Origin of the sequence: Kluyvera huaxiensis (assembly GCF_040149365.1) — a bacterium.
In the GTDB taxonomy this organism is placed as follows: Bacteria; Pseudomonadota; Gammaproteobacteria; order Enterobacterales; family Enterobacteriaceae; genus Kluyvera; species Kluyvera intermedia_A.
In genome coordinates, this window is record NZ_JBEFLV010000002.1 from 312,420 (window position 1) to 331,880 (window position 19,461).

At 52.7% G+C, this 19,461-nt stretch carries 14 protein-coding genes; 10 read left to right on the top strand and 4 right to left on the bottom strand.

Going from position 1 to position 19,461, the window contains the following annotated elements; genetic code table 11:
* The first annotated feature begins 48 nt into the window (after nucleotides 1-48).
* Nucleotides 49-2,895: a two-component system sensor histidine kinase RcsC gene (gene rcsC, locus ABOC97_RS03625; RefSeq protein ID WP_349594180.1), complete on the top strand. Its 2,847-nt coding sequence runs from the start codon at nucleotides 49-51 to the stop codon at nucleotides 2,893-2,895.
* A gap of 128 nt (nucleotides 2,896-3,023) precedes the next feature.
* Here rcsC and rcsB read toward each other — a convergent pair whose 3' ends face one another.
* Nucleotides 3,024-3,674 carry a response regulator transcription factor RcsB gene (gene rcsB / locus ABOC97_RS03630; protein ID WP_061284000.1) on the bottom strand — a complete coding sequence of 217 codons (651 nt, stop codon included), beginning with the start codon at nucleotides 3,672-3,674 and terminating at the stop codon, nucleotides 3,024-3,026.
* A 15-nt stretch (nucleotides 3,675-3,689) separates the two neighbouring features.
* The gene (gene rcsD / locus ABOC97_RS03635; RefSeq protein ID WP_349594184.1) at nucleotides 3,690-6,365 is read right to left on the bottom strand and encodes a phosphotransferase RcsD; all 2,676 of its coding nucleotides are present in this window, start codon (nucleotides 6,363-6,365) and stop codon (nucleotides 3,690-3,692) included.
* Between the two features lie 832 nt (nucleotides 6,366-7,197).
* Between rcsD and ABOC97_RS03640 the strand changes: the two genes are divergently transcribed.
* From ABOC97_RS03640 to mgtE, 6 genes are all read left to right on the top strand, one after another.
* A complete protein-coding gene (locus ABOC97_RS03640; protein ID WP_349594187.1) occupies nucleotides 7,198-8,367 on the top strand; it encodes a porin OmpC in 1,170 nt (389 codons plus the stop codon).
* Nucleotides 8,368-8,468: 101 nt separating this feature from the next.
* Nucleotides 8,469-9,521: an FAD:protein FMN transferase ApbE gene (gene apbE, locus ABOC97_RS03645; RefSeq protein ID WP_349594190.1), complete on the top strand. Its 1,053-nt coding sequence runs from the start codon at nucleotides 8,469-8,471 to the stop codon at nucleotides 9,519-9,521.
* 73 nt (nucleotides 9,522-9,594) lie between these two features.
* Nucleotides 9,595-10,650: a bifunctional DNA-binding transcriptional regulator/O6-methylguanine-DNA methyltransferase Ada gene (gene ada / locus ABOC97_RS03650; RefSeq protein WP_349594193.1), complete on the top strand. Its 1,056-nt coding sequence runs from the start codon at nucleotides 9,595-9,597 to the stop codon at nucleotides 10,648-10,650.
* Nucleotides 10,650-11,291 (top strand): DNA oxidative demethylase AlkB, encoded by a 642-nt coding sequence (gene alkB / locus ABOC97_RS03655; RefSeq protein WP_349594196.1) that lies wholly within the window; start codon nucleotides 10,650-10,652, stop codon nucleotides 11,289-11,291. Before ada ends, alkB begins: the two co-directional genes overlap by 1 nt.
* An 84-nt stretch (nucleotides 11,292-11,375) precedes the next feature.
* Nucleotides 11,376-13,019 (top strand): multidrug ABC transporter permease/ATP-binding protein, encoded by a 1,644-nt coding sequence (locus ABOC97_RS03660; RefSeq protein ID WP_349594199.1) that lies wholly within the window; start codon nucleotides 11,376-11,378, stop codon nucleotides 13,017-13,019.
* Between the two features lie 128 nt (nucleotides 13,020-13,147).
* A complete protein-coding gene (mgtE, locus tag ABOC97_RS03665) occupies nucleotides 13,148-14,584 on the top strand; it encodes a magnesium transporter (protein ID WP_349594201.1) in 1,437 nt (478 codons plus the stop codon).
* On the opposite strand, the gene ABOC97_RS03670 is transcribed toward mgtE, so the two are convergent.
* Nucleotides 14,547-15,776, bottom strand: a complete 1,230-nt coding sequence (locus ABOC97_RS03670) for a SulP family inorganic anion transporter (RefSeq protein WP_349594204.1) — start codon at nucleotides 15,774-15,776, stop codon at nucleotides 14,547-14,549. The genes mgtE and ABOC97_RS03670 overlap by 38 nt on opposite strands.
* 273 nt (nucleotides 15,777-16,049) lie before the next feature.
* On the opposite strand from ABOC97_RS03670, the gene mqo reads away from it, so the two are divergent.
* Nucleotides 16,050-17,702 (top strand): malate dehydrogenase (quinone), encoded by a 1,653-nt coding sequence (mqo, locus tag ABOC97_RS03675; protein WP_349594206.1) that lies wholly within the window; start codon nucleotides 16,050-16,052, stop codon nucleotides 17,700-17,702.
* A gap of 78 nt (nucleotides 17,703-17,780) precedes the next feature.
* Here the strand turns inward: mqo and eco are convergent, their stop codons facing one another.
* Complete coding sequence (gene eco / locus ABOC97_RS03680) at nucleotides 17,781-18,272, bottom strand: serine protease inhibitor ecotin (protein ID WP_234504219.1); 492 nt, start codon at nucleotides 18,270-18,272, stop codon at nucleotides 17,781-17,783.
* A 179-nt stretch (nucleotides 18,273-18,451) separates the two neighbouring features.
* Between eco and ABOC97_RS03685 the strand changes: the two genes are divergently transcribed.
* On the top strand, nucleotides 18,452-18,952 hold the full coding sequence (locus tag ABOC97_RS03685) for a phospholipase D family nuclease (protein WP_349594210.1): 501 nt from the start codon (nucleotides 18,452-18,454) through the stop codon (nucleotides 18,950-18,952).
* 36 nt (nucleotides 18,953-18,988) lie between these two features.
* On the top strand, nucleotides 18,989-19,321 hold the full coding sequence (locus tag ABOC97_RS03690; RefSeq protein WP_349594213.1) for a hypothetical protein: 333 nt from the start codon (nucleotides 18,989-18,991) through the stop codon (nucleotides 19,319-19,321).
* Nucleotides 19,322-19,461: the final 140 nt, after the last annotated feature.

The following is a 19,461-nucleotide window of genomic DNA, read 5'->3' on the forward strand; positions in this document are numbered from 1 at the left end:
CTACCTTAACCACATCCTGTTAGCCTTTGACGGCGGAGTTTCGCCACTTTGAAATATCTTGTCTCCTTTCGCACCACGCTGAAAGTTTCACGCTACCTGTTCCGCGCGTTGGCATTGCTGCTTTGGCTGCTTATCGCCTTGATTTCGGTATTCTATATTGTGAATGCCCTGCATCAGAAAGAGTCGGAAATCCGCCAGGAATTTAATCTTAACTCCGATCAGGCCCAGCGCTATTTCCAGCGAACCTCCGATGTGATTAAGGAGCTGAAGTATATTGCCGAAAACCGGCTGACCTCGGACAATGGTACGCTGCCGACCGGTGCTATCAAAGATAGCGCCGACATCCCTGACTTTGAGCCGCTGTTCCCGGATTCAGACTGCGGCAGCCTCGATACCACCTGGCGTGGCCCGCTGGAGTCGCTGTCGTGGTATCTGCGTTACTGGCGGGAGAATTTCTCCGCTGCCTACGATCTTAACCACGTCTATTTAATCGGCAGCGATAACCTTTGCATGGCCAACTTTGGCCTGCGTGAAATGCCGGTTGAACGGAGTGAAGCCCTTAACTCGCTGCACGAACGCATTATGGCCTATCGCGATGCGCCGCAGGATGAGCGTGGCGGCAACTTGTTCTGGGTTGGGCAGGGGCCGCGTCACAGCGTCGGTTATTTCTATGCTTTGACTCCTGTGTATTTGGCGAACCGCCTGCAGGCGCTGCTCGGCGTTGAACAGACCATTCGCATGGAGAACTTCTTCACCCCAGGCAGCATGCCAATGGGGGTATCGATTCTTGATGACAATGGCAATACGCTGATTTCGCTCTCAGGGCCGGACAACAAACTGCATATCAGTTCGCGGGCGCTACAGGAACGCCTGTGGTTTGGTTATACCGCTGGCTATCGCGAGCTGGTGCTGAAGAAGACCCTTTCACCTTCATCGTTGAGTATTGTCTACTCGGTACCGCTGGATGCGGTGCTGGAACGTATTCGTATTCTGGTTCTCAATGCCCTGCTGCTGAACCTGTTAACCGGGATTGCGCTGTTTACCATGGCGCGGATGTATGAGCGCCGTATCTTCCTGCCCGCAGAGTCGGACGCGCTACGTCTGGAAGAGCATGAGCAGTTTAACCGTAAAATCGTCGCCTCGGCGCCGGTTGGGATCTGTATCCTGAGGACTCAGGATGGCACCAATATTCTGAGTAATGAACTGGCGCATAATTACCTGAATATGCTGACTCACGAAGACCGGCAGCGGCTTACGCAGATTATCTGCGGCCAGCAGGTGAATTTCGTTGATGTGCTGACCAGTAACAATACCAACCTGCAGATAAGCTTTGTTCATTCGCGCTATCGCAACGAGAACGTGGCAATTTGCGTGCTGGTTGACGTGAGTTCGCGCGTCAAAATGGAGGAGTCGTTGCAGGAGATGGCGCAGGCGGCGGAGCAGGCCAGCCAGTCAAAATCCATGTTCCTGGCAACGGTGAGCCATGAGCTGCGCACGCCGCTGTACGGGATTATCGGTAATCTCGATTTACTGCAAACCAAAGAGCTGCCGAAGGGCGTTGACCGCCTGGTGACGGCCATGAACAACTCGTCGGCGCTGCTGCTGAAGATTATCAGCGACATTCTCGACTTCTCAAAAATTGAGTCTGAACAGCTCAAAATTGAGCCAAGCGAATTTTCACCGAAAGAGGTGATGAACCATATCACCGCCAACTATTTGCCGCTGGTGGTGAGAAAACAGTTGGGGATGTACTGCTTTATCGAGCCGGACGTGCCGCTGAAAATGATGGGCGACCCGATGCGTCTTCAGCAGGTTATCTCCAACCTGCTAAGTAATGCCATCAAGTTTACCGACATTGGCTGCATCGTTTTGCATCTCAAGCGGGAAGGGTATTACCTCAGTATCAGCATTCGCGATACCGGCGTTGGTATTCCAGCGAAAGAGGTGGTGCGTCTGTTTGACCCGTTCTTCCAGGTGGGTACCGGCGTGCAGCGCAACTTCCAGGGCACCGGCCTGGGGCTGGCGATTTGCGAAAAGCTGGTCAATATGATGGATGGTGATATCGCGGTGGATACCGAGCCGGGTATGGGGAGCCAGTTTTCCCTGCGTATCCCGCTGTATGGCGAACAGAATCAAACGCCATTGATGATAGGCGGGTTGGCGGCCGTTCGCTGCTGGCTGGCGGTACGCAATGTAGCGTTGTCCAATTTTATTCAGACCTTGCTGACCTATCACGGAATGGACGTTCGTCTGTATGACGGTGAAGCGCCTGAGCCGGACGATCTGCTGATAACCGATGATGAAATCACCCAGCAATGGGCTGGTCGCGCTACGGTGGTCTTCTGTCGCCGCCATATCGGTATTCCGCAGGAGTATGCGCCGGGTCAATGGATACACAGCATCGTTTCCCCACATGAATTAATGACGCTGTTGGGCCGTATTTACCGCGTGAAGATAGGGACCGGTGACGCCATCGAGTCGCTCGCCGCGCACGAGGTGGCGGAAAACAGTAACGATGACATGATGATCCTCGTCGTTGACGATCATCCTATCAACCGTCGCCTGCTGGCGGATCAGCTGGGATCGCTGGGCTATCAGTGTAAAACGGCGAACGATGGCGTTGATGCGCTGAACGTGTTGAGCAAAAATCATATCGATATTGTTCTGAGTGACGTCAACATGCCGAATATGGATGGGTATCGTCTGACCCAGCGTATTCGTCAACTGGGGCTGACGCTGCCGGTTGTCGGCGTAACGGCCAACGCGCTGGCGGAAGAGAAGCAGCGCTGTCTGGAGTCGGGGATGGATAGCTGTCTGTCGAAACCGGTCACGCTGGACGTACTTAAACAGACCTTGACGGTCTATGCGGCAAGAGTACGCAAGTCGCGGGAATAAACATCAGCAGAAGGCGTTTAGAGAGTTGGCCCAGCTTCGGTTGGGCGATAACTCTGAAGGCGGAAGATAGTGTGTAACCTGGATATGCGCCGGAGCTGACGTGCTGTCAGCCCCGGCCTGCACAGACGTTAGTCTTTGTCTGACGGGGAAAGCGTTACCGAAGAGAGGTAGTTCAGCAGGGCGATATCGTTTTCGACGCCCAGTTTCATCATCGCCGATTTCTTTTGGCTACTGATGGTTTTAATACTGCGGTTGAGCTTTCTGGCAATCTCTGTCACCAGGAAACCTTCTGCGAACAGACGCAATACTTCGCTCTCTTTCGGGGACAGACGTTTGTCGCCGTAGCCGCCAGCGCTGATTTTCTCCAGCAGGCGAGAGACGCTTTCCGGGGTAAATTTCTTACCTTTCTGCAGCGCAGCCAGCGCTTTCGGCAGGTCGGTTGGTGCACCCTGTTTCAGCACAATCCCTTCGATGTCGAGATCCAGCACGGCGCTAAGAATCGCCGGGTTGTTGTTCATGGTCAACACGATAATCGACAGATCGGGGAAGTGGCGCTTGATGTATTTAATCAACGTAATACCGTCACCGTATTTGTCTCCTGGCATGGAGAGATCGGTTATCAGTACGTGGGCATCAAGTTTAGGTAAATTGTTAATTAGCGCGGTGGAGTCTTCAAATTCGCCAACAACATTCACCCATTCAATTTGTTCCAGAGATTTACGAATCCCGAACAGTACAATCGGATGGTCATCAGCAATAATTACGTTCATATTGTTCATGTAAAGGCTACCTTGCTACAGCAAGCTCTTGACGTAGACGTCAATGTCGCTGATGTATTTTTCTATGCCGGAAGCATCTTTCTCACGAATAAGATGTTCGAGCGTTTCACATAACTGCTTGCCAGGTACCAGATTTAGCATGGCAAACACCCCTTTAAGGCGGTGAGCTGTCTGTGCCAGAGCGGCAAAATCCTTCGCCGCGGATTCAGTATACAGTCTGCTAACATCTTCCGGTACCGTATCCACAAACAGAGCATAATAGCCACTAGCCTGAAGTTCGGCATTTTCATCGCTGCCGGGCTGCGATTCCGTAACTTCTTCCTGTGCCAGTTGCTCTTCAATCAGTTGGAGTACGGCGTCCTGCATTGCGTTACTTATGTTAAAGTTCACACGCAGCTGGCCTGGGCCAATTTTGCGTATTCCAGCTTCATCATCGCTTAAAAGCAAGCCCGAAGCAGTAAGATTAGACGGATTATCTGTTAAAAACAGATCATATTCTTGACTCGTTGCCCGTTCATCCGGATTGATACAGGTGGCTCCCCAGCTTTCGAGCTGACGGGTGACAATATTGCGGATTTCATTGGAGGTGATGTCGATCATTGCCACCACATCATCCAGCAGTTGCTCTTCCGGCTCGGCGTTTTCCTCTCTCACCGCCATTTTGACGTGCAGCGTATAGCGCGTCCCCAGCGATTCCCGCGCTTTAATGCTCAGGTGTCCGCCCAGCTTACGGGCGAGCTGATCGCACAGCCAGAAGGTGAGGGCGTTCGCTTTGCCATAGCGGTCTGACTGAGTATCGTTGAGATACGGGAAGTGCAGGTTATCAATCTCACCATGCGAGACGCCGTTGCCGGTATCGAGGATGCGGAAGGTCAAGCGATCTTCCGCCGACTCGTCGGCACTCACCTCAATGGTCACTTTACCCATCTGCGTAGTGGTGACGGCATACTGGATCAGCAACAGCAAAATACGCCGCAGGGCATCACGATCGCCAAAACGCTGCTCTTTTGCCGGCAACGCATTGTTGATAAGCAGCTGTAACCCTTTACGTTTGATTGATGGCAACACTTCCGGCACCACTTCATCGATCAGCTCCTGAAGCGAGAACTGCGTTGACGTGCCTTTCCAGCTGTCATTTTCCAGCATATTGGCGAGCTGGATTTCATCCACCAGACGCACCAGAAGATCGGCATGGTTAGCCAGTTTCTGACCCTCGGGGGTATCGAGGGTTGTCGCTTCAGCCGCCAGCGCTTTGATTGGCTGTTTCAGCGTGTCGCTAATGTTTTGCATAAAGGCCGCGCGACCCTGCTGATTTTTCTCATAGAGCCGCTGAGCCTGTTTAAGCTTTTTATTGACCAGCACTTCACGGTCCTGATCGCGGATGATGAAGATCTGCGTACGCGGCGAAACCTGGCTGCGGAACTGACGTATTTCATACAGTTCATTATTGATGGTGGCCTGAATCACCCCTTGATGCTGGTCCGCCATGCTGGTGATATTTTGTAGGTTCAGATGTGGCAACAGGTGATCGGCAATCTTATTGCTAATAATGGTGCGATTCGACTCCTGGTCGTGAACCAATAGCCCAAGCGGCAATAAAGAGACGATCTCTTCGTTGATGACCCGCAGCATCCGCAGTTCGTTATTGGTTCCAGAGGCCGGTGCCGTGTGTGCGCTGCTGCGCGTAGGCAGGTTACGGAAAGTAGAGTAACCAAATAGCGCCAGCGCCAACAGGCCGATATTCAACAGCAGCGGTAGCATGATGTTCTGGAAGGTATCAAGCAACAGGGTACCAAATGGCACTTGCCATACTAAACGCATACCGGTGGTATTGAGCGCGGAAGTGATTTCAATGCGCGAGCTATTAAAATTAATCGCTACGCTGTCGCCAGGATCTTTTTCCTGGCCACGCGGGGAGGCTTGTGCAGGATCAGGTTCAAGGCGGAAGCTATCCAGCGACATTGTTGGCGGCACCAGATCGTTTATTGGTAAATCGAAGGCGACGACGGTCGCCAGATGCCCCGGCTGATTAAAGGTGGTACGTAGGGTAAAGTAGCGGCCATTTTGCCAGGCTAAACGACGCAATGAAGAGAAAGTTTCACGCTCATCCAGCGTATTCGCCTGCTGCAGCATCTCAGCGCGGCGTGAGTCGACAATACTGCCGACGGTCGATTCTTTGAACCCTGACGAGAGATCTTTGAGCGGCAGCGTAGAGATAAGGATCAGGCTGTTATCCTGACCGTTAAGATAGTACATCGACCACGGCACGTTTTCTGCGCCCCACAGGGTATCCAGATAGGTCGACATTCGCTGAGTGATATCCAGCGTTGCGCTATCGTGCGAACCAAAAATCAGCGCTTCGGTTTTACGCCGCGGCTTCTCAAGGTAATAAACATCCTGCTTTAAGCGAGTTTCCTGCAGACCATCAATCGGCGTCGCATTGCTGCTTGAGGCGGCAATGTTGTCGTAAATTTGCCAGGTGGTGTAGCGCCAGGTATCGATACGCTTATGTACCGCGTGCGTCAAATCGACAATCTGATAGCTCTTATCTTTTAGCCACGCGTTAACCGCGCTTTGAATCATCACGCCCATGGTCACCAGAAGCACGATTATCATAAGGAGGAAAAAACGTGTGATGCTCCCAGGAAGGAGGGAGAATTTCGTCGGGTTCATCTTGTCGGACTGACTCATTGGCGTGTGTAACCCATCATAACGGCATCTGAATGAGGATATGCTCAAGCGTAAAATGCATTGAGGCGTAAAACCTTGTTTTACTCTGCTGGCAGTATATACAAAAAATCCAACAAGATGCAGTCACGCGGCAAATTCGTCCCACCTAAGGTCGGTGCCGCCAAAAAATGAAACGGACTTTCATTGTTATCTTCGGCGGGGAATTGAGATTGCGGGCAATGTGTACAATGAAACATATATTGTACAAAAATTGGCTGGATATATTGAAAAAATAGCACGAAATAACAAGACATTATAATTAATAAGTGAGCAGTGAATTTATTTTGTATGCAAGCTGATTAATTAATAATCGTTATAATTTACAGTGGGTAGCACAAATTGATTGAGTTTACGTAAAGAAAGGTAAAAAAAACCGGATGCGAAGCATCCGGTTGAAATATGGGTAAACAGACATTCAGAACTGAATGACGGTAATAAATAAAGTTAATGATGATAGCAGTCACTATTTTAGTTGTGGGTGAAGGTTTTGTTTTACCATTCAGTGCTATACCTGGCATGTTTTTTAACTTATTGATTTAATGAATTTATCTGTTTGGTTTTTGATTATTAGTGCTATTTTTCCTGGCTTTTTGTGCTAATAAAAGTTCCCTTAAATTTACATTTAGAAACATATTTGCGTATAAATGAAACATTCCAAGGGTTTTCGTATCATATTCCTATTGGATTATTCTAATTTTTACAGCACAATGGGTCTGCCGACTGATTAATGAGGGTTAATCAGTAAGCAGTGGCATATATAAAGGCATATATATAACAACAGAGGGTTAATAACATGAAAGTTAAAGTACTGTCCCTCCTGGTACCAGCACTGCTGGTAGCGGGCGCAGCAAATGCGGCTGAAATTTATAACAAAGATGGCAACAAATTAGATCTGTACGGTAAAGTCGACGGCCTGCACTATTTCTCTAGTGACAACGGCAACGACGGCGACCAGTCCTACGTTCGTCTGGGCTTCAAAGGCGAAACTCAGGTTAACGATCAACTGACCGGTTACGGCCAGTGGGAATACAACGTTCAGGCGAACAACACCGAAGGTTCTTCTGACCAGGCGTGGACTCGTGTGGGCTTCGCAGGTATCCGTGTTGCTGACGCAGGTTCTTTCGACTACGGTCGTAACTACGGCGTTGTCTACGACGTAACTTCCTGGACCGACGTTCTGCCAGAATTCGGCGGCGACACCTACGGTTCTGACAACTTCATGCAATCCCGTGCTAACGGCGTTGCTACCTACCGTAACACCGACTTCTTCGGTCTGGTTGATGGCCTGAACTTTGCTCTGCAGTATCAGGGTAAAAACGGCAGCGTTTCTGGTGAAGGCTCAACGGCTAACGGTCGTCAGGCTCTGAAACAGAACGGTGACGGCTTCGGCGGTTCCATCACTTATGATATCGGTGCAGGCTTCAGCGTTGGTGGTGCAATCTCCTCCTCCAAACGCACTACCGATCAGAACAACAGCTCCTTTGCTATCAAAGATGATGCTGGCGTTCAGACTGGCACCAGCGAAATTTACGGTAGCGGCGATCGTGCTGAAACCTATTCCGGTGGTCTGAAATACGACGCAAACAACATCTACCTGGCGACTCAGTACACCCAGACCTACAACGCAACTCGTTTCGGTGGTTCCCCGAACGCTGGCGTTTACGGCTATGCTGACAAAGCTCAGAACTTCGAAGTGGTTGCACAGTACCAGTTCGACTTCGGTCTGCGTCCATCCATCGCTTACCTGCAGTCCAAAGGCAAAAACATCAACAACGGTGTTCGTGACTTCGGCGACCAGGATCTGCTGAAATATGTTGATGTAGGCGCGACTTACTACTTCAACAAAAACATGTCTACCTACGTTGATTACAAAATCAACCTGCTGGACAAAAACGACTTCACCACTGCAGCCGGTATCTCTACCGACAACATCGTTGCACTGGGTATGGTTTACCAGTTCTAATACTGTTAACACCGCGAAAAGGGGCCATATGGCCCCTTTTTTTGTGCCGAAATTAAATCAATTAGTGTACTCTTGCGCCGATTGCAGGAGGGTAATAACGGATGGAAATGACATTTTTACGTATGGCGCTGGTGAGCGTCGTTTTACTGCTGGCTGGCTGCGATAACGCCAGCACTCCCGTCGCGCCAAAAGCGGCGGCGACGGTACTTGAAGGCAAAACCATGGGGACCTTCTGGCGGGTAAGCGTTGTTGGTATTGATAATGCGCGGGCCGATCAGCTGCGTCAAAAAGTGCAACAACAGCTCGACGCTGACGATCAGCTGCTATCAACGTGGAAAAATGATTCGGCGTTGATGCGTTTTAACCATTCAAGCAGCCTGACGCCATGGCCTGTTAATGAAGCGATGGCGGATATCGTCACCGAGTCGCTGCGCATCGGCTACAAAACCCAGGGCGCCATGGACATTACCGTGGGCCCGCTGGTCAATTTATGGGGTTTTGGCCCGGATAAACAGCCGGTCAAAACGCCAACTCAGGCGCAAATTGACGTCGCCAAAGCCCGTACCGGGCTGGCTTTTCTCTCCGTTATCAACCGCTCGGGCAGACAGTATCTGCAAAAATCGATCCCCGACCTGTTCGTTGATCTTTCCACCGTCGGCGAGGGCTATGCTGCCGATCATCTGGCGCGCTTAATGACCGAAGAGGGGATCTCTCGCTACCTGGTTTCGGTGGGCGGCGCATTGGTGAGCCGCGGTATGAATGCCGATGGTCAGCCGTGGCGAGTAGCAATTCAAAAACCGACGGACCGGGAAAATGCGGTACAGGCCATTGTCGATATTAATGGTCACGGTATCAGTACATCCGGCAGCTATCGTAACTACTATGAACTGGACGGCCAGCGGATCTCTCACGTTATCGATCCGCAAACCGGGAGGCCAATCACCCATAAACTGGTCTCAGTCACCGTGATTGCGCCTACCGCGCTGGAAGCCGATGGTTGGGATACCGGCCTGATGGTATTAGGCCCGCAAAAAGCCCAGCAGGTTGTTCGTGAGCAGGGGCTGGCGGTGTACATGATTATGAAAGAAGGCGACGGCTTCACCACCTGGATGTCGCCGCAGTTCGAGGCCTTCCTGGTTAGCTGGAAAAATTAAAAAGCAAGATTGCGGGTTTTTTAATTCCTCCCTTTGGGCACAGTGATGGTTACACTCAAGGGAGGAGCCCGTTATGACATCTCAGACATTACATACCGATGAGGATCGCTGGCAAGCGGTGCTCAATCGCGATGCCGAGGCCGACGGCCAGTTTGTTTTTGCCGTACAGACTACCGGTATTTTTTGCCGTCCATCCTGTCGCGCCCGCCACGCGCTGCGGCACAATGTCCGTTTTTATCCGGATGCTGATGCGGCGCAGGCAGCGGGATTTCGCCCGTGCAAACGCTGTCAGCCCAACGCGCTGGCACCTGAGCAGCAGAAAATCGACAAAGTCGCCTATGCCTGTCGATTGCTGGAACAGGAATCGCCCATCACGCTGGATGCGCTCGCGCAGGCAGTGGCGGTCAGCCCGTATCATTTTCATCGGATGTTCAAATCGGTCACTGGCATGACGCCGAAAGCCTGGCAGCAGGCCTGGCGAGCGCGGCGGTTACGTGAATCATTAAGTGAAGGTGAAACAGTTACCCAGGCGGTACTGGCGGCCGGATTTCCAACCAGCAGCAGCTATTATCGGCACGCGGATGAGATGCTTGGTATGAGCGCGAAAACCTATCGGCAGGGTGGAAAGGCGACAGAGATACACTATGCGACAGGTGAGTGCTCACTGGGGCGCTGCCTGGTGGCGATAAGCGAGCGCGGAATTTGTGCGGTGCTGTTGGGCGATGATGAGTCTGCCCTGATAGATGAATTACAGCGCAGCTTCCCGGCAGCGCGTTTTCTGCCGGCTGATGCCGCCTTTAGCCAGCAAATTGCCGCTGTTGTCGCCAGTCTCAATCAACCGACGACAGCGTTATCTTTACCTTTAGATATTCGCGGCACCGCGTTTCAACAGCAGGTATGGCAGGCGCTGCGCGCTATACCCGTGGGTGAAACACGCAGCTACCAGCAGGTGGCGCAGAGTATTGGTAATCCGCAAGCGGTGCGCGCGGTCGCCAGCGCCTGCGCGGCAAACCGGCTGGCTATCCTGGTGCCGTGCCACCGGGTTGTGCGCGGCGATGGTTCACTTTCTGGCTACCGCTGGGGCGTGGCGCGGAAAGCGGCACTCTTGCAACGTGAAAAGGAGCGCTGATGCTGGATCTGTTTGCTGATGAATCGCCGTGGTCTGAGCCGCTGGCACCCGGCGCGGTGATTCTTCGCCGCCAGGCGCGTGAACAAAGCGCGGTGCTGTTGGCTGCAATCGAACAGGTGGCGGCTATTTCTCCTTTTCGCCAGATGGTGACCCCGGGCGGTTACACGATGTCCGTGGCGATGACCAACTGCGGTCCATATGGCTGGAGCACAGACCGTCACGGCTACTGTTATGCCGCTATTGATCCGCTGACAGGCAAGCCGTGGCCTGCGATGCCGGAGTGTTTTCGCAGGCTGGCACAGAGCGCTGCCGCCCGCGCGGGCTACCCAACGTTTAGCCCAGATGCCTGCCTGATCAACCGCTATCAGCCTGGGGCTAAACTGTCGCTGCATCAGGATAAAGATGAAGCATTACTGGATGCGCCGATTGTCTCCGTCTCACTCGGTTTGCCCGCCACCTTCCAGTTTGGTGGTTTGAAACGTACAGATCCGCTACAGCGCGTGTGGCTTGAGCACGGTGATGTGGTGGTGTGGGGCGGCGAATCTCGACTATTTTATCACGCAGTTCTACCGCTTAAGGCGGGAAACCATCCACAGGTTGGCCCCTGGCGCTATAATCTGACCTTTCGTTGTGCCACCTGATAACGAATAAAAATAAGAATTATTCTTGATGTAACCTCTGAGCAGTTTACACTGCGGGCTGTTTTTTCTTGCCTGGTTGCTGCTATGGAACTTCTGTTACTCGTCTGGCGTCAATACCGCTGGCCTTTTATTGGCGTGATGGCCCTGAGTCTGCTCAGCGCGGCGCTGGGTATCGGGCTTATCGCCTTTATCAACGTCCGTCTGATTGAGACGGCAGATACCACTTTCACCGTACTGCCGGAATTTCTTGGTCTGTTGCTACTGCTGATGGCGGTCACGCTCGGCTCTCAGCTGGCATTGACGACGCTGGGACATCACTTTGTTTATCGGCTGCGTCGCGAATTTATCAAACGTATCCTCGATACGCAGATTGAGCGGGTAGAAAAGCTTGGCAGCGCTTCTTTGCTGGCGGGGCTGACCAGCGACATTCGGGCTATCACCATCGCCTTTGTGCGCCTGCCTGAACTGGTGCAGGGGATTATTCTGACTTTCGGTTCTGCCGCCTATCTGGCAGTGCTGTCGACCAAAATGCTGCTGATCACCGCGCTGTGGGTGGCACTGACCATTTGGGGCGGTTTTCTGCTGGTGGCACGTGTGTATAAACATATGGCGACGCTGCGTGAAACCGAAGACCGGCTGTACAACGACTATCAGACGGTGCTGGAAGGGCGCAAAGAGCTGACGCTCAACCGCGAGCGCGCGGAGTACGTGTTTGAACAACAGTTCACACCGGATGCGAAAGCCTATCGTCACCATATTGTGCGGGCGGATACCTTCCACCTGAGCGCGGTCAACTGGTCGAATATTATGATGCTTGGCGCTATTGGCCTGGTGTTCTGGATGGCCAACGGCCTGGGCTGGGCTGATACCAACGTTGCCGCCACCTATTCATTGACGCTGTTGTTCCTGCGTACACCGCTGCTGTCGGCGGTGGGCGCACTGCCGACGCTGTTAAGCGCGCAGGTGGCATTCAACAAGCTGAATAAATTCTCGTTGGCGCCGTATCAGGAAGATTTCCCGCAGCCCGTGGCACATCCGAACTGGCAGACCCTTGAGCTGCGCGATGTGAGCTTCCACTATGAAGACAATACCTTTGCCGTTGGCCCGCTGAATTTGACGCTAAAACGCGGTGAACTGGTGTTCCTGATTGGCGGCAACGGTAGCGGTAAATCCACTCTGGCAATGCTGCTTACCGGGCTTTATCAGCCGGTTTCGGGGCAAATCCTTCTCGACGGCCAACCGCTGGCGGCGGAGAAACCGGAGGACTATCGCAAGCTCTTTTCGGCGGTGTTTACCGATGTCTGGCTGTTTGAGCATTTACTGGGACCGGATGGTCAACAGGCGAATCCTCAACTGGTCGATAAATGGCTGACTCAGCTGCAGATGACCCATAAGGTCAAACTCGATAATGGCCGCATTCTGGACCTGAAATTATCCAAGGGCCAGAAGAAGCGTGTGGCGTTGCTGCTGGCGTTGGCGGAAGAGCGAGATATCATCATGCTGGATGAATGGGCCGCCGATCAGGATCCGCACTTCCGCCGCGAGTTTTATCAGGTGTTGCTGCCGCTGATGCAGCAAATGGGCAAAACCATTTTCGCCATCAGCCATGACGACCACTACTTTGTGCATGCGGACCGCCTGCTGGAGATGCGCAACGGCCAGCTCAGTGAGCTGGTGGGTGAAGAGCGTGAACGCGCCTCGCGAGATGCTGTGGCCCGTACTGCGTGATTTTTTGGCCGCTCTGCTGTTTTTTTCAACGCTTGAGCGGCCGGTTTAACCTTTTTTACATCACCCCGCGCTATGCTTAGAGCGCCCAGTCATTCGATTGGGCGAACCTTCACGAATAAGGATTATTCATGTCTCTGTTGAAGAAGAACAGCGCCCGGCTGCGCGATGAAGAGCGTATGCGCCTTATCTGGTTGCTCACCACCGATAAGGCCATTACCTCAGCGCTACTGGGCAAACTGACGCTAGCCGAGCAGTATGATGAAAGCGCGCTGGCTGACGATCTTGCGGAGGTCGGCATGCTGGTGGCCCACCTTCAGCCGCCGGATCTCGCCGATACCCTGGAAGCGTTGCCGTCAGAAGAGCGTCATGCTCTGTGGAACATGATCGAAGACGATCGTCGCGGGAAGGTGTTGCTGGAAGCATCGGAGAACGTCTGGGATGACCTCATCGAAGATATGAGCGACCGGGCGTTGCTCGATGCACTGCAAACGCTGGATATTGACGAACAGATCTACCTCGTTCAGCACCTGCCGCGCGACCTGACCGGACGCCTGCTGGCCTCAATGACCCCTGAAGAACGCGCGCGCGTACGTCAGGTGATGAACTATGCCCACGACCGCGTTGGTTCGATCATGGAGTTTGAGGTGATCACCATTCGGCCTGACGTCACGCTGGCTTCGGTGCAGCGTTTCCTGCGTCGGCTGGGCAAAATGCCGGAGAACACCGATAAGCTGTTTGTTATCAAACGCGACCAAACGCTGATTGGTGAACTGGAGCTGAAAACGATTCTGCTTAATCCGGCCGATCGCCTCGTGCATGAGGTGATGGAAGCGGATCCGGTAGCTTTCCATCCGGAGGAGAAGTCGGAGAGCGTTGCGCGTACCTTCGAACGTGACAACCTGATCAGCGCCGCGGTCATTGATACTCAGGGTAAGCTGATGGGACGTTTGACCATCGATGAGATCGTTGATGTGGTTTATGAAGAGACCGACAGCGATTTACGTCGAATGGGGGGCTTGAGCAGCGATGAAGATGTCTATGCTCCGGTGATGAAAGCGGTGAAAACTCGTTGGGCGTGGCTGGCTATTAACCTCTGCACCGCGTTTATCGCTTCGCGAGTGATCGATGGTTTTGAACACACTATTTCGCAACTGGTGGCGCTGGCTTCGCTGATGCCTATCGTCGCGGGGATTGGCGGTAACACCGGCAACCAGACCATCACCATGATTGTACGTGCGCTGGCGTTGCAGCACATTCAGCCGGGTAACTTCTCGTTCTTGATCCTGCGAGAAATGGGCGTAGCGCTGATTAACGGCGTCGTCTGGGGCGGGATTATGGGCGGCGTGACCTGGTTCTTGTATGACGACATGCATCTGGGCGCGGTGATGTCGCTGGCGATGATCTTAAACCTGCTGGTGGCTTCGGTCATGGGGGTGCTGATCCCGATGATCATGGTCAAGTTTGGCCGCGACCCGGCGGTCGGCTCAAGCGTGATGATCACCGCGATCACCGACACCGGGGGCTTCTTTATTTTTCTCGGACTGGCGACGGTGTTTCTGCTTTAAGCTTTGCCCGCTGCTTCAAACGGGCGGGTACCAACAGCATCATTACGATCCCTGCCAGTACGCCGATGGCCAGATTACCGGTGCTGACCGTCGCGGCGACGGTGACTATCATCACCAGCGTTTCCGGCCACGGCGTGCGTTTAAGCGTCGCGGGCTGGAGACTCTGCCAGCTAAAGGTCTTAAACGCCACAATCACCATAATCCCCGCCAGTACCGACATTGGGATCATCGCCATCACTTCGCTTAAGGCGGTTACCAACAGCAGCAGCACCAGCGCGGCAGCGAGGGTGGAAACACGGCTGCGGCCTTTGCCCATCTCAACGTTAACGATGGTTTGACCAATCATCGCACAGCCCGCGATACCGCCGTAGCAGCCCGCCAGGATATTGGCGATGCCCAGGCCGGCGCTTTCGCGGGTTTTGTTTGACGGCGTGTGGGTCAAATCATCCACCAGTTTGGCGGTGAGTAGCGACTCCATCAGCCCGACAAAAGCAATGCTCAGCGCGCATGGCCAGATAATCTGCAGCGTATCGAGGTTAAACGGCACCAACCACTGGGTGAAGCCCGGTAAACCGCCTGTCATGGAGCCTTCGTCGCCAACGGTCGGGAGAATTTGCCCACTCGTCGCGGTATATAGCGTTAATAAAACCACCGCAACCAGCGGCGAAGGGATGCTTTTCACGACTTTTGGTAGCCACAGCACAATCAAGATAGTGGCGGCAAAGAGCGCGACGATAAGCGGGCTGCGGCTCCAGAAGTGGGGCACCTGGGCGAAGAAGATGAGGATACCCAGCGCGTTAACAAAACCGCTCATTACCGATGCGGGGATAAAGCGCATCAGTTTTGCCATGCCGCACAGCGCAAATAGAATTTGAATCAACCCCGCCATGACCACAGCTGGCAAAATGTATGCCACCCCGTGCTGGTGTACCATTGGTCCGATAACCAATGCCACCGAACCGGCTGCCGCAGTGACCATCGCCGGGCGACCGCCGAGAAACGACATCGACAGGCATAACACCACGGAAGCAATCAGGCTGACTTTGGGGTCGACGCCAGCAATCACTGAAAACGAGATAACTTCTGGGATCAGCGCAAGGGCGGTGATGACGCCAGCCAGTACTTCACGGGTCAAAAGCGTAGGCGATTGTAAAATTGTAACGAAGGAACTGCCAGGAGAGGTGTTTGACATAGGTTATTCGCAGGTTATCGATGGCCGGTTTTCCATAAGCCACTGCTTCCGTGCGTACCATCACAAAGGGGAGAATAATACCGCTTCCCGTCACACTCTACCAGTACCAAATCTCATTTTCTGTACACATTTATTAAACATTTTAATAACAGATCTCAAAACTCAACTTAAATTTTAAACAATATTTAAATTCAACCCGCCTGGTGGTAACGTAACCGTACGGATGTTTTTACCTGCATGTAACAAATCGCAAGTCAAGTAAGGCCCCCTACGATGAAAAAAAACAAAGCTGTACCCAACGCACAGAACTCGGGTACCGAGACGGTTTCTGTGGCGACTAAGGCGAAGACTCGTGAGGTGCACGAGACAGATGTATTGCTGATCGGTGGCGGAATTATGAGCGCCACGCTGGGTACATGGCTGCAGGAGCTTGAGCCAGACTGGTCGATTACCATGGTTGAGCAGATGGAGAGCGTGGCGGAAGAGAGCTCTAACGGCTGGAACAACGCTGGCACTGGCCACTCGGCGTTGATGGAACTCAACTATACCCCGCAAAAAGCCGATGGCTCGGTCAGCATTGAAAAAGCCATTGATATTAACGAAGCCTTCCAGATTTCCCGTCAGTTCTGGGCGCACCAGGTGACCCGCGGCGTGCTGACGCAGCCGAAAAGCTTTATCAACACCGTGCCACACATGAGTTTTGTGTGGGGCGATGACAACGTTAACTTCCTACGCGCGCGTTATCGTGCGTTGCAAAAGAGCCCGCTGTTTAACGGCATGCGCTACTCTGAAGACCACGAACAGATTAAACAGTGGGCGCCGCTGGTGATGGAAGGGCGCGATCCGCAGCAGAAAATTGCCGCCACCCGTACTGAAGCAGGCACCGACGTTAACTATGGCGAGATCACCCGCCAGATGATTAACGCGCTCAAAACACACGACCGTTTCACGTTACAGCTCAACACCGTGGTCCGCCGTTTCCGTCGCAATGCGGATAACAGCTGGAACGTCACGGTTTCTGATGCCAACAACAGCCACGAAAAACGCACCATCAAAGCGAAATTCATCTTTATTGGCGCCGGTGGTGCAGCGCTGAAGCTGATGCAGCAGACCAAAATCCCGCAGGCCAAAGAGTATGCGGGCTTCCCGGTTGGCGGCCAGTTCCTGGTGTGCGACAACCCTGAGGTGGTAAATCACCACCTGGCGAAAGTCTACGGCCAGGCTTCGGTTGGTGCACCGCCGATGTCGGTGCCGCATATCGATACCCGTATCATTGACGGGAAGCGTGTGGTGCTGTTTGGGCCGTTTGCCACCTTCTCAACCCGTTTCCTGAAAAATGGGTCGCTGTGGGATCTACTGGCATCCACCAACAAATCAAATATTCTGCCGATGCTCAACGTGGGGCTGGATAACTTTGACCTGGTCAAATATCTGGTCGGCCAGGTGCTGCAGAAGGATAAAGATCGCCATGCAGCGCTGCGTGCTTACTATCCAATGGCGAAAAAACAGGACTGGCGCCTATGGCAGGCGGGCCAGCGCGTGCAGATTATCAAACGTGATGCGCGTATTGGCGGCGTCCTGCGTCTGGGCACCGAAGTAGTGAGTGATGATGAAGGCACCGTTGCCGCGCTGCTAGGGGCATCTCCAGGCGCATCAACGGCGGCGCCGATCATGCTGGATCTGCTGGAAAAAGTGTTTAAAGACAAAATGCAGACCGCCGAATGGCAGGAGAAGATCCGCGCCGTAGTGCCTACTTATGGCTCGACGCTCACCGAGAATCCGCATTTGATCGACAAAACGCTGGCTTACACCAGTGAAGTACTGGGGCTGCGTCATGAAGTTGCGCGTGAGGCCGATCCGGTCCCGGCGGTGCAGGTCCCAGCGAAGCCGCTCGAAGTGAAAGAAGTCGCGGATATTGCGCTGTAAGTTTATGGCATAAAAAAACCGGCCTGCGGGCCGGTTTTTTGTTTCTAAATTCCAGGGGAAGGGCTCTGGATTTTGCGATTAACGCACAACGGCATCCTGCACGGTTTCCTGTGCTTGCCACACGCGATATTTCACGTCGACGTTATCCGGGGTATAGACCACGATTGGCAGTTTGCTGTTGTAACGCAGCATGCCATCATCACCCAGCGTTGCGCTAACAAATTGCTTGGTTTTCTTCTGGTTAGGACAAGCCATCATGGTGGACATTGGCCCACTGACTTTCTCAACGACGTAGTAGTCGTAACCCCAGCCTTCCAGCGTCTTGCTTTCCAGCTTAGCGCCCAGGCGATGGTGGTTGCAGTCGACGTCCAGCGTCTGACCAATCAATAACTCTACCTTATAGGTAGATTCATCTTTCTGTACCGGCAACTGAATGACCTGACGCTTCATGCCTTTCTGCGCCTGCGGATAAGGGGCGACCTTTTCCAGCGGCTGTTCTGCAGCCCAGGCGGTGCTGGAGGCACAGGCAATGGCGAGTAATGAAGCGGCAAGTTTATGTGTGTTTTTCACTGTTCATCCTTTATATCAGTATGCAACAAGAGGAGAATATCATTCCTGACATCAATGGTAATCGTATTTTACTGAATTTTGCATTAGGAATAGTTCTATATATTGAGTTAGTTAATAATTGTAGCGATTATCACTTCGTTCTATTAACGATGCTGTCCGGACATTCCGCGGAGTGATTCATGATCAAACGATTGGTAATTATAGCCACAATGTTGGTTTCTATCTCTGCGGCGAACGCTTCGGTACAGGTGGGCTTTTCCCCAGAAGGCTCTGCTCGCGCACTGGTGCTTGCGTCAATCAATCAGGCCCAGCGGTCGATTGATATGATGGCCTACTCCTTCCAGGCGCAGGATATTGTCGAAGCTTTAGTTCGTGCCGAAAAACGCGGCGTAAAGGTGAGGGCGGTGATTGATAAACGGCGCAATAAAGGTCGCGTGAGTCAGAAGGCCATCGCGCTGGCTCAGGCAAATGGCGTTGAGCTTCGCCTTGACGATCACTACCACCTTCAGCATGACAAGCTAATGATTATTGATGACAATACGCTGGAAACGGGTTCGTTTAACTTTGCTAAATCTGCCGAGGTGGCTAACTCCGAGAATGTTCTGCTTATCCGTGATGAACCCGCCGTTATTGGCCAGTATCAGGCGCATTTTGATAGCCGCTGGCGGATAGCAAAATAATGGCGCAATACTGAGATTTTTACCGGGATTCACTTTATGAAACGTCTTCTTTTTTTGTTATGCCTATTTATTTGTAGTGCAACCGCCTATGCCAACGGCTATGAAGGCACTTACAAAGCAGTGGAGACAAAGTACAGCTTCAAGACGCTGGTGGTTGGTCCTGACACCTTCCAAAACCGCATCCGCTATTGGTTTGTCGACGACAAGGGTAGCCGCAGCATTTATGACGTTGCTGAGAAAGTGAAGCCCGGCCGCTATAAAATCATCAGTAATGATCGCAACTATTTGTTATTTAAAGGTGACGTGGTTGAGGTACATCACGTTGGTTCAACCGGTTGGGTCGATGTTTTCCAAAAGGTGAAGGAATAAAGGGCAGCAGGGCAGCCAGGATATGCCCTGCAGTTTACCGCCTTAAGATAAGTCTCTGCTGGAGAAACCTCTGCGCCTCTTTCTACAGCGTACTTGCATACTGTTCATAAAGTATACGTTACGTATCAACTGTTATTAAA

Bases quoted from the DNA above. Each gene is read 5' to 3' on its own strand.
- rcsB (WP_061284000.1), bottom strand. From the start codon at position 3,674: ATGAACAATATGAACGTAATTATTGCTGATGACCATCCGATTGTACTG.
- rcsD (WP_349594184.1), bottom strand. From the start codon at position 6,365: ATGAGTCAGTCCGACAAGATGAACCCGACGAAATTCTCCCTCCTTCCT.
- ABOC97_RS03640 (WP_349594187.1), top strand. From the start codon at position 7,198: ATGAAAGTTAAAGTACTGTCCCTCCTGGTACCAGCACTGCTGGTAGCG.
- apbE (WP_349594190.1), top strand. From the start codon at position 8,469: ATGGAAATGACATTTTTACGTATGGCGCTGGTGAGCGTCGTTTTACTG.
- ada (WP_349594193.1), top strand. From the start codon at position 9,595: ATGACATCTCAGACATTACATACCGATGAGGATCGCTGGCAAGCGGTG.
- alkB (WP_349594196.1), top strand. From the start codon at position 10,650: ATGCTGGATCTGTTTGCTGATGAATCGCCGTGGTCTGAGCCGCTGGCA.
- ABOC97_RS03660 (WP_349594199.1), top strand. From the start codon at position 11,376: ATGGAACTTCTGTTACTCGTCTGGCGTCAATACCGCTGGCCTTTTATT.
- mgtE (WP_349594201.1), top strand. From the start codon at position 13,148: ATGTCTCTGTTGAAGAAGAACAGCGCCCGGCTGCGCGATGAAGAGCGT.
- ABOC97_RS03670 (WP_349594204.1), bottom strand. From the start codon at position 15,776: ATGTCAAACACCTCTCCTGGCAGTTCCTTCGTTACAATTTTACAATCG.
- mqo (WP_349594206.1), top strand. From the start codon at position 16,050: ATGAAAAAAAACAAAGCTGTACCCAACGCACAGAACTCGGGTACCGAG.
- ABOC97_RS03685 (WP_349594210.1), top strand. From the start codon at position 18,452: ATGATCAAACGATTGGTAATTATAGCCACAATGTTGGTTTCTATCTCT.
- ABOC97_RS03690 (WP_349594213.1), top strand. From the start codon at position 18,989: ATGAAACGTCTTCTTTTTTTGTTATGCCTATTTATTTGTAGTGCAACC.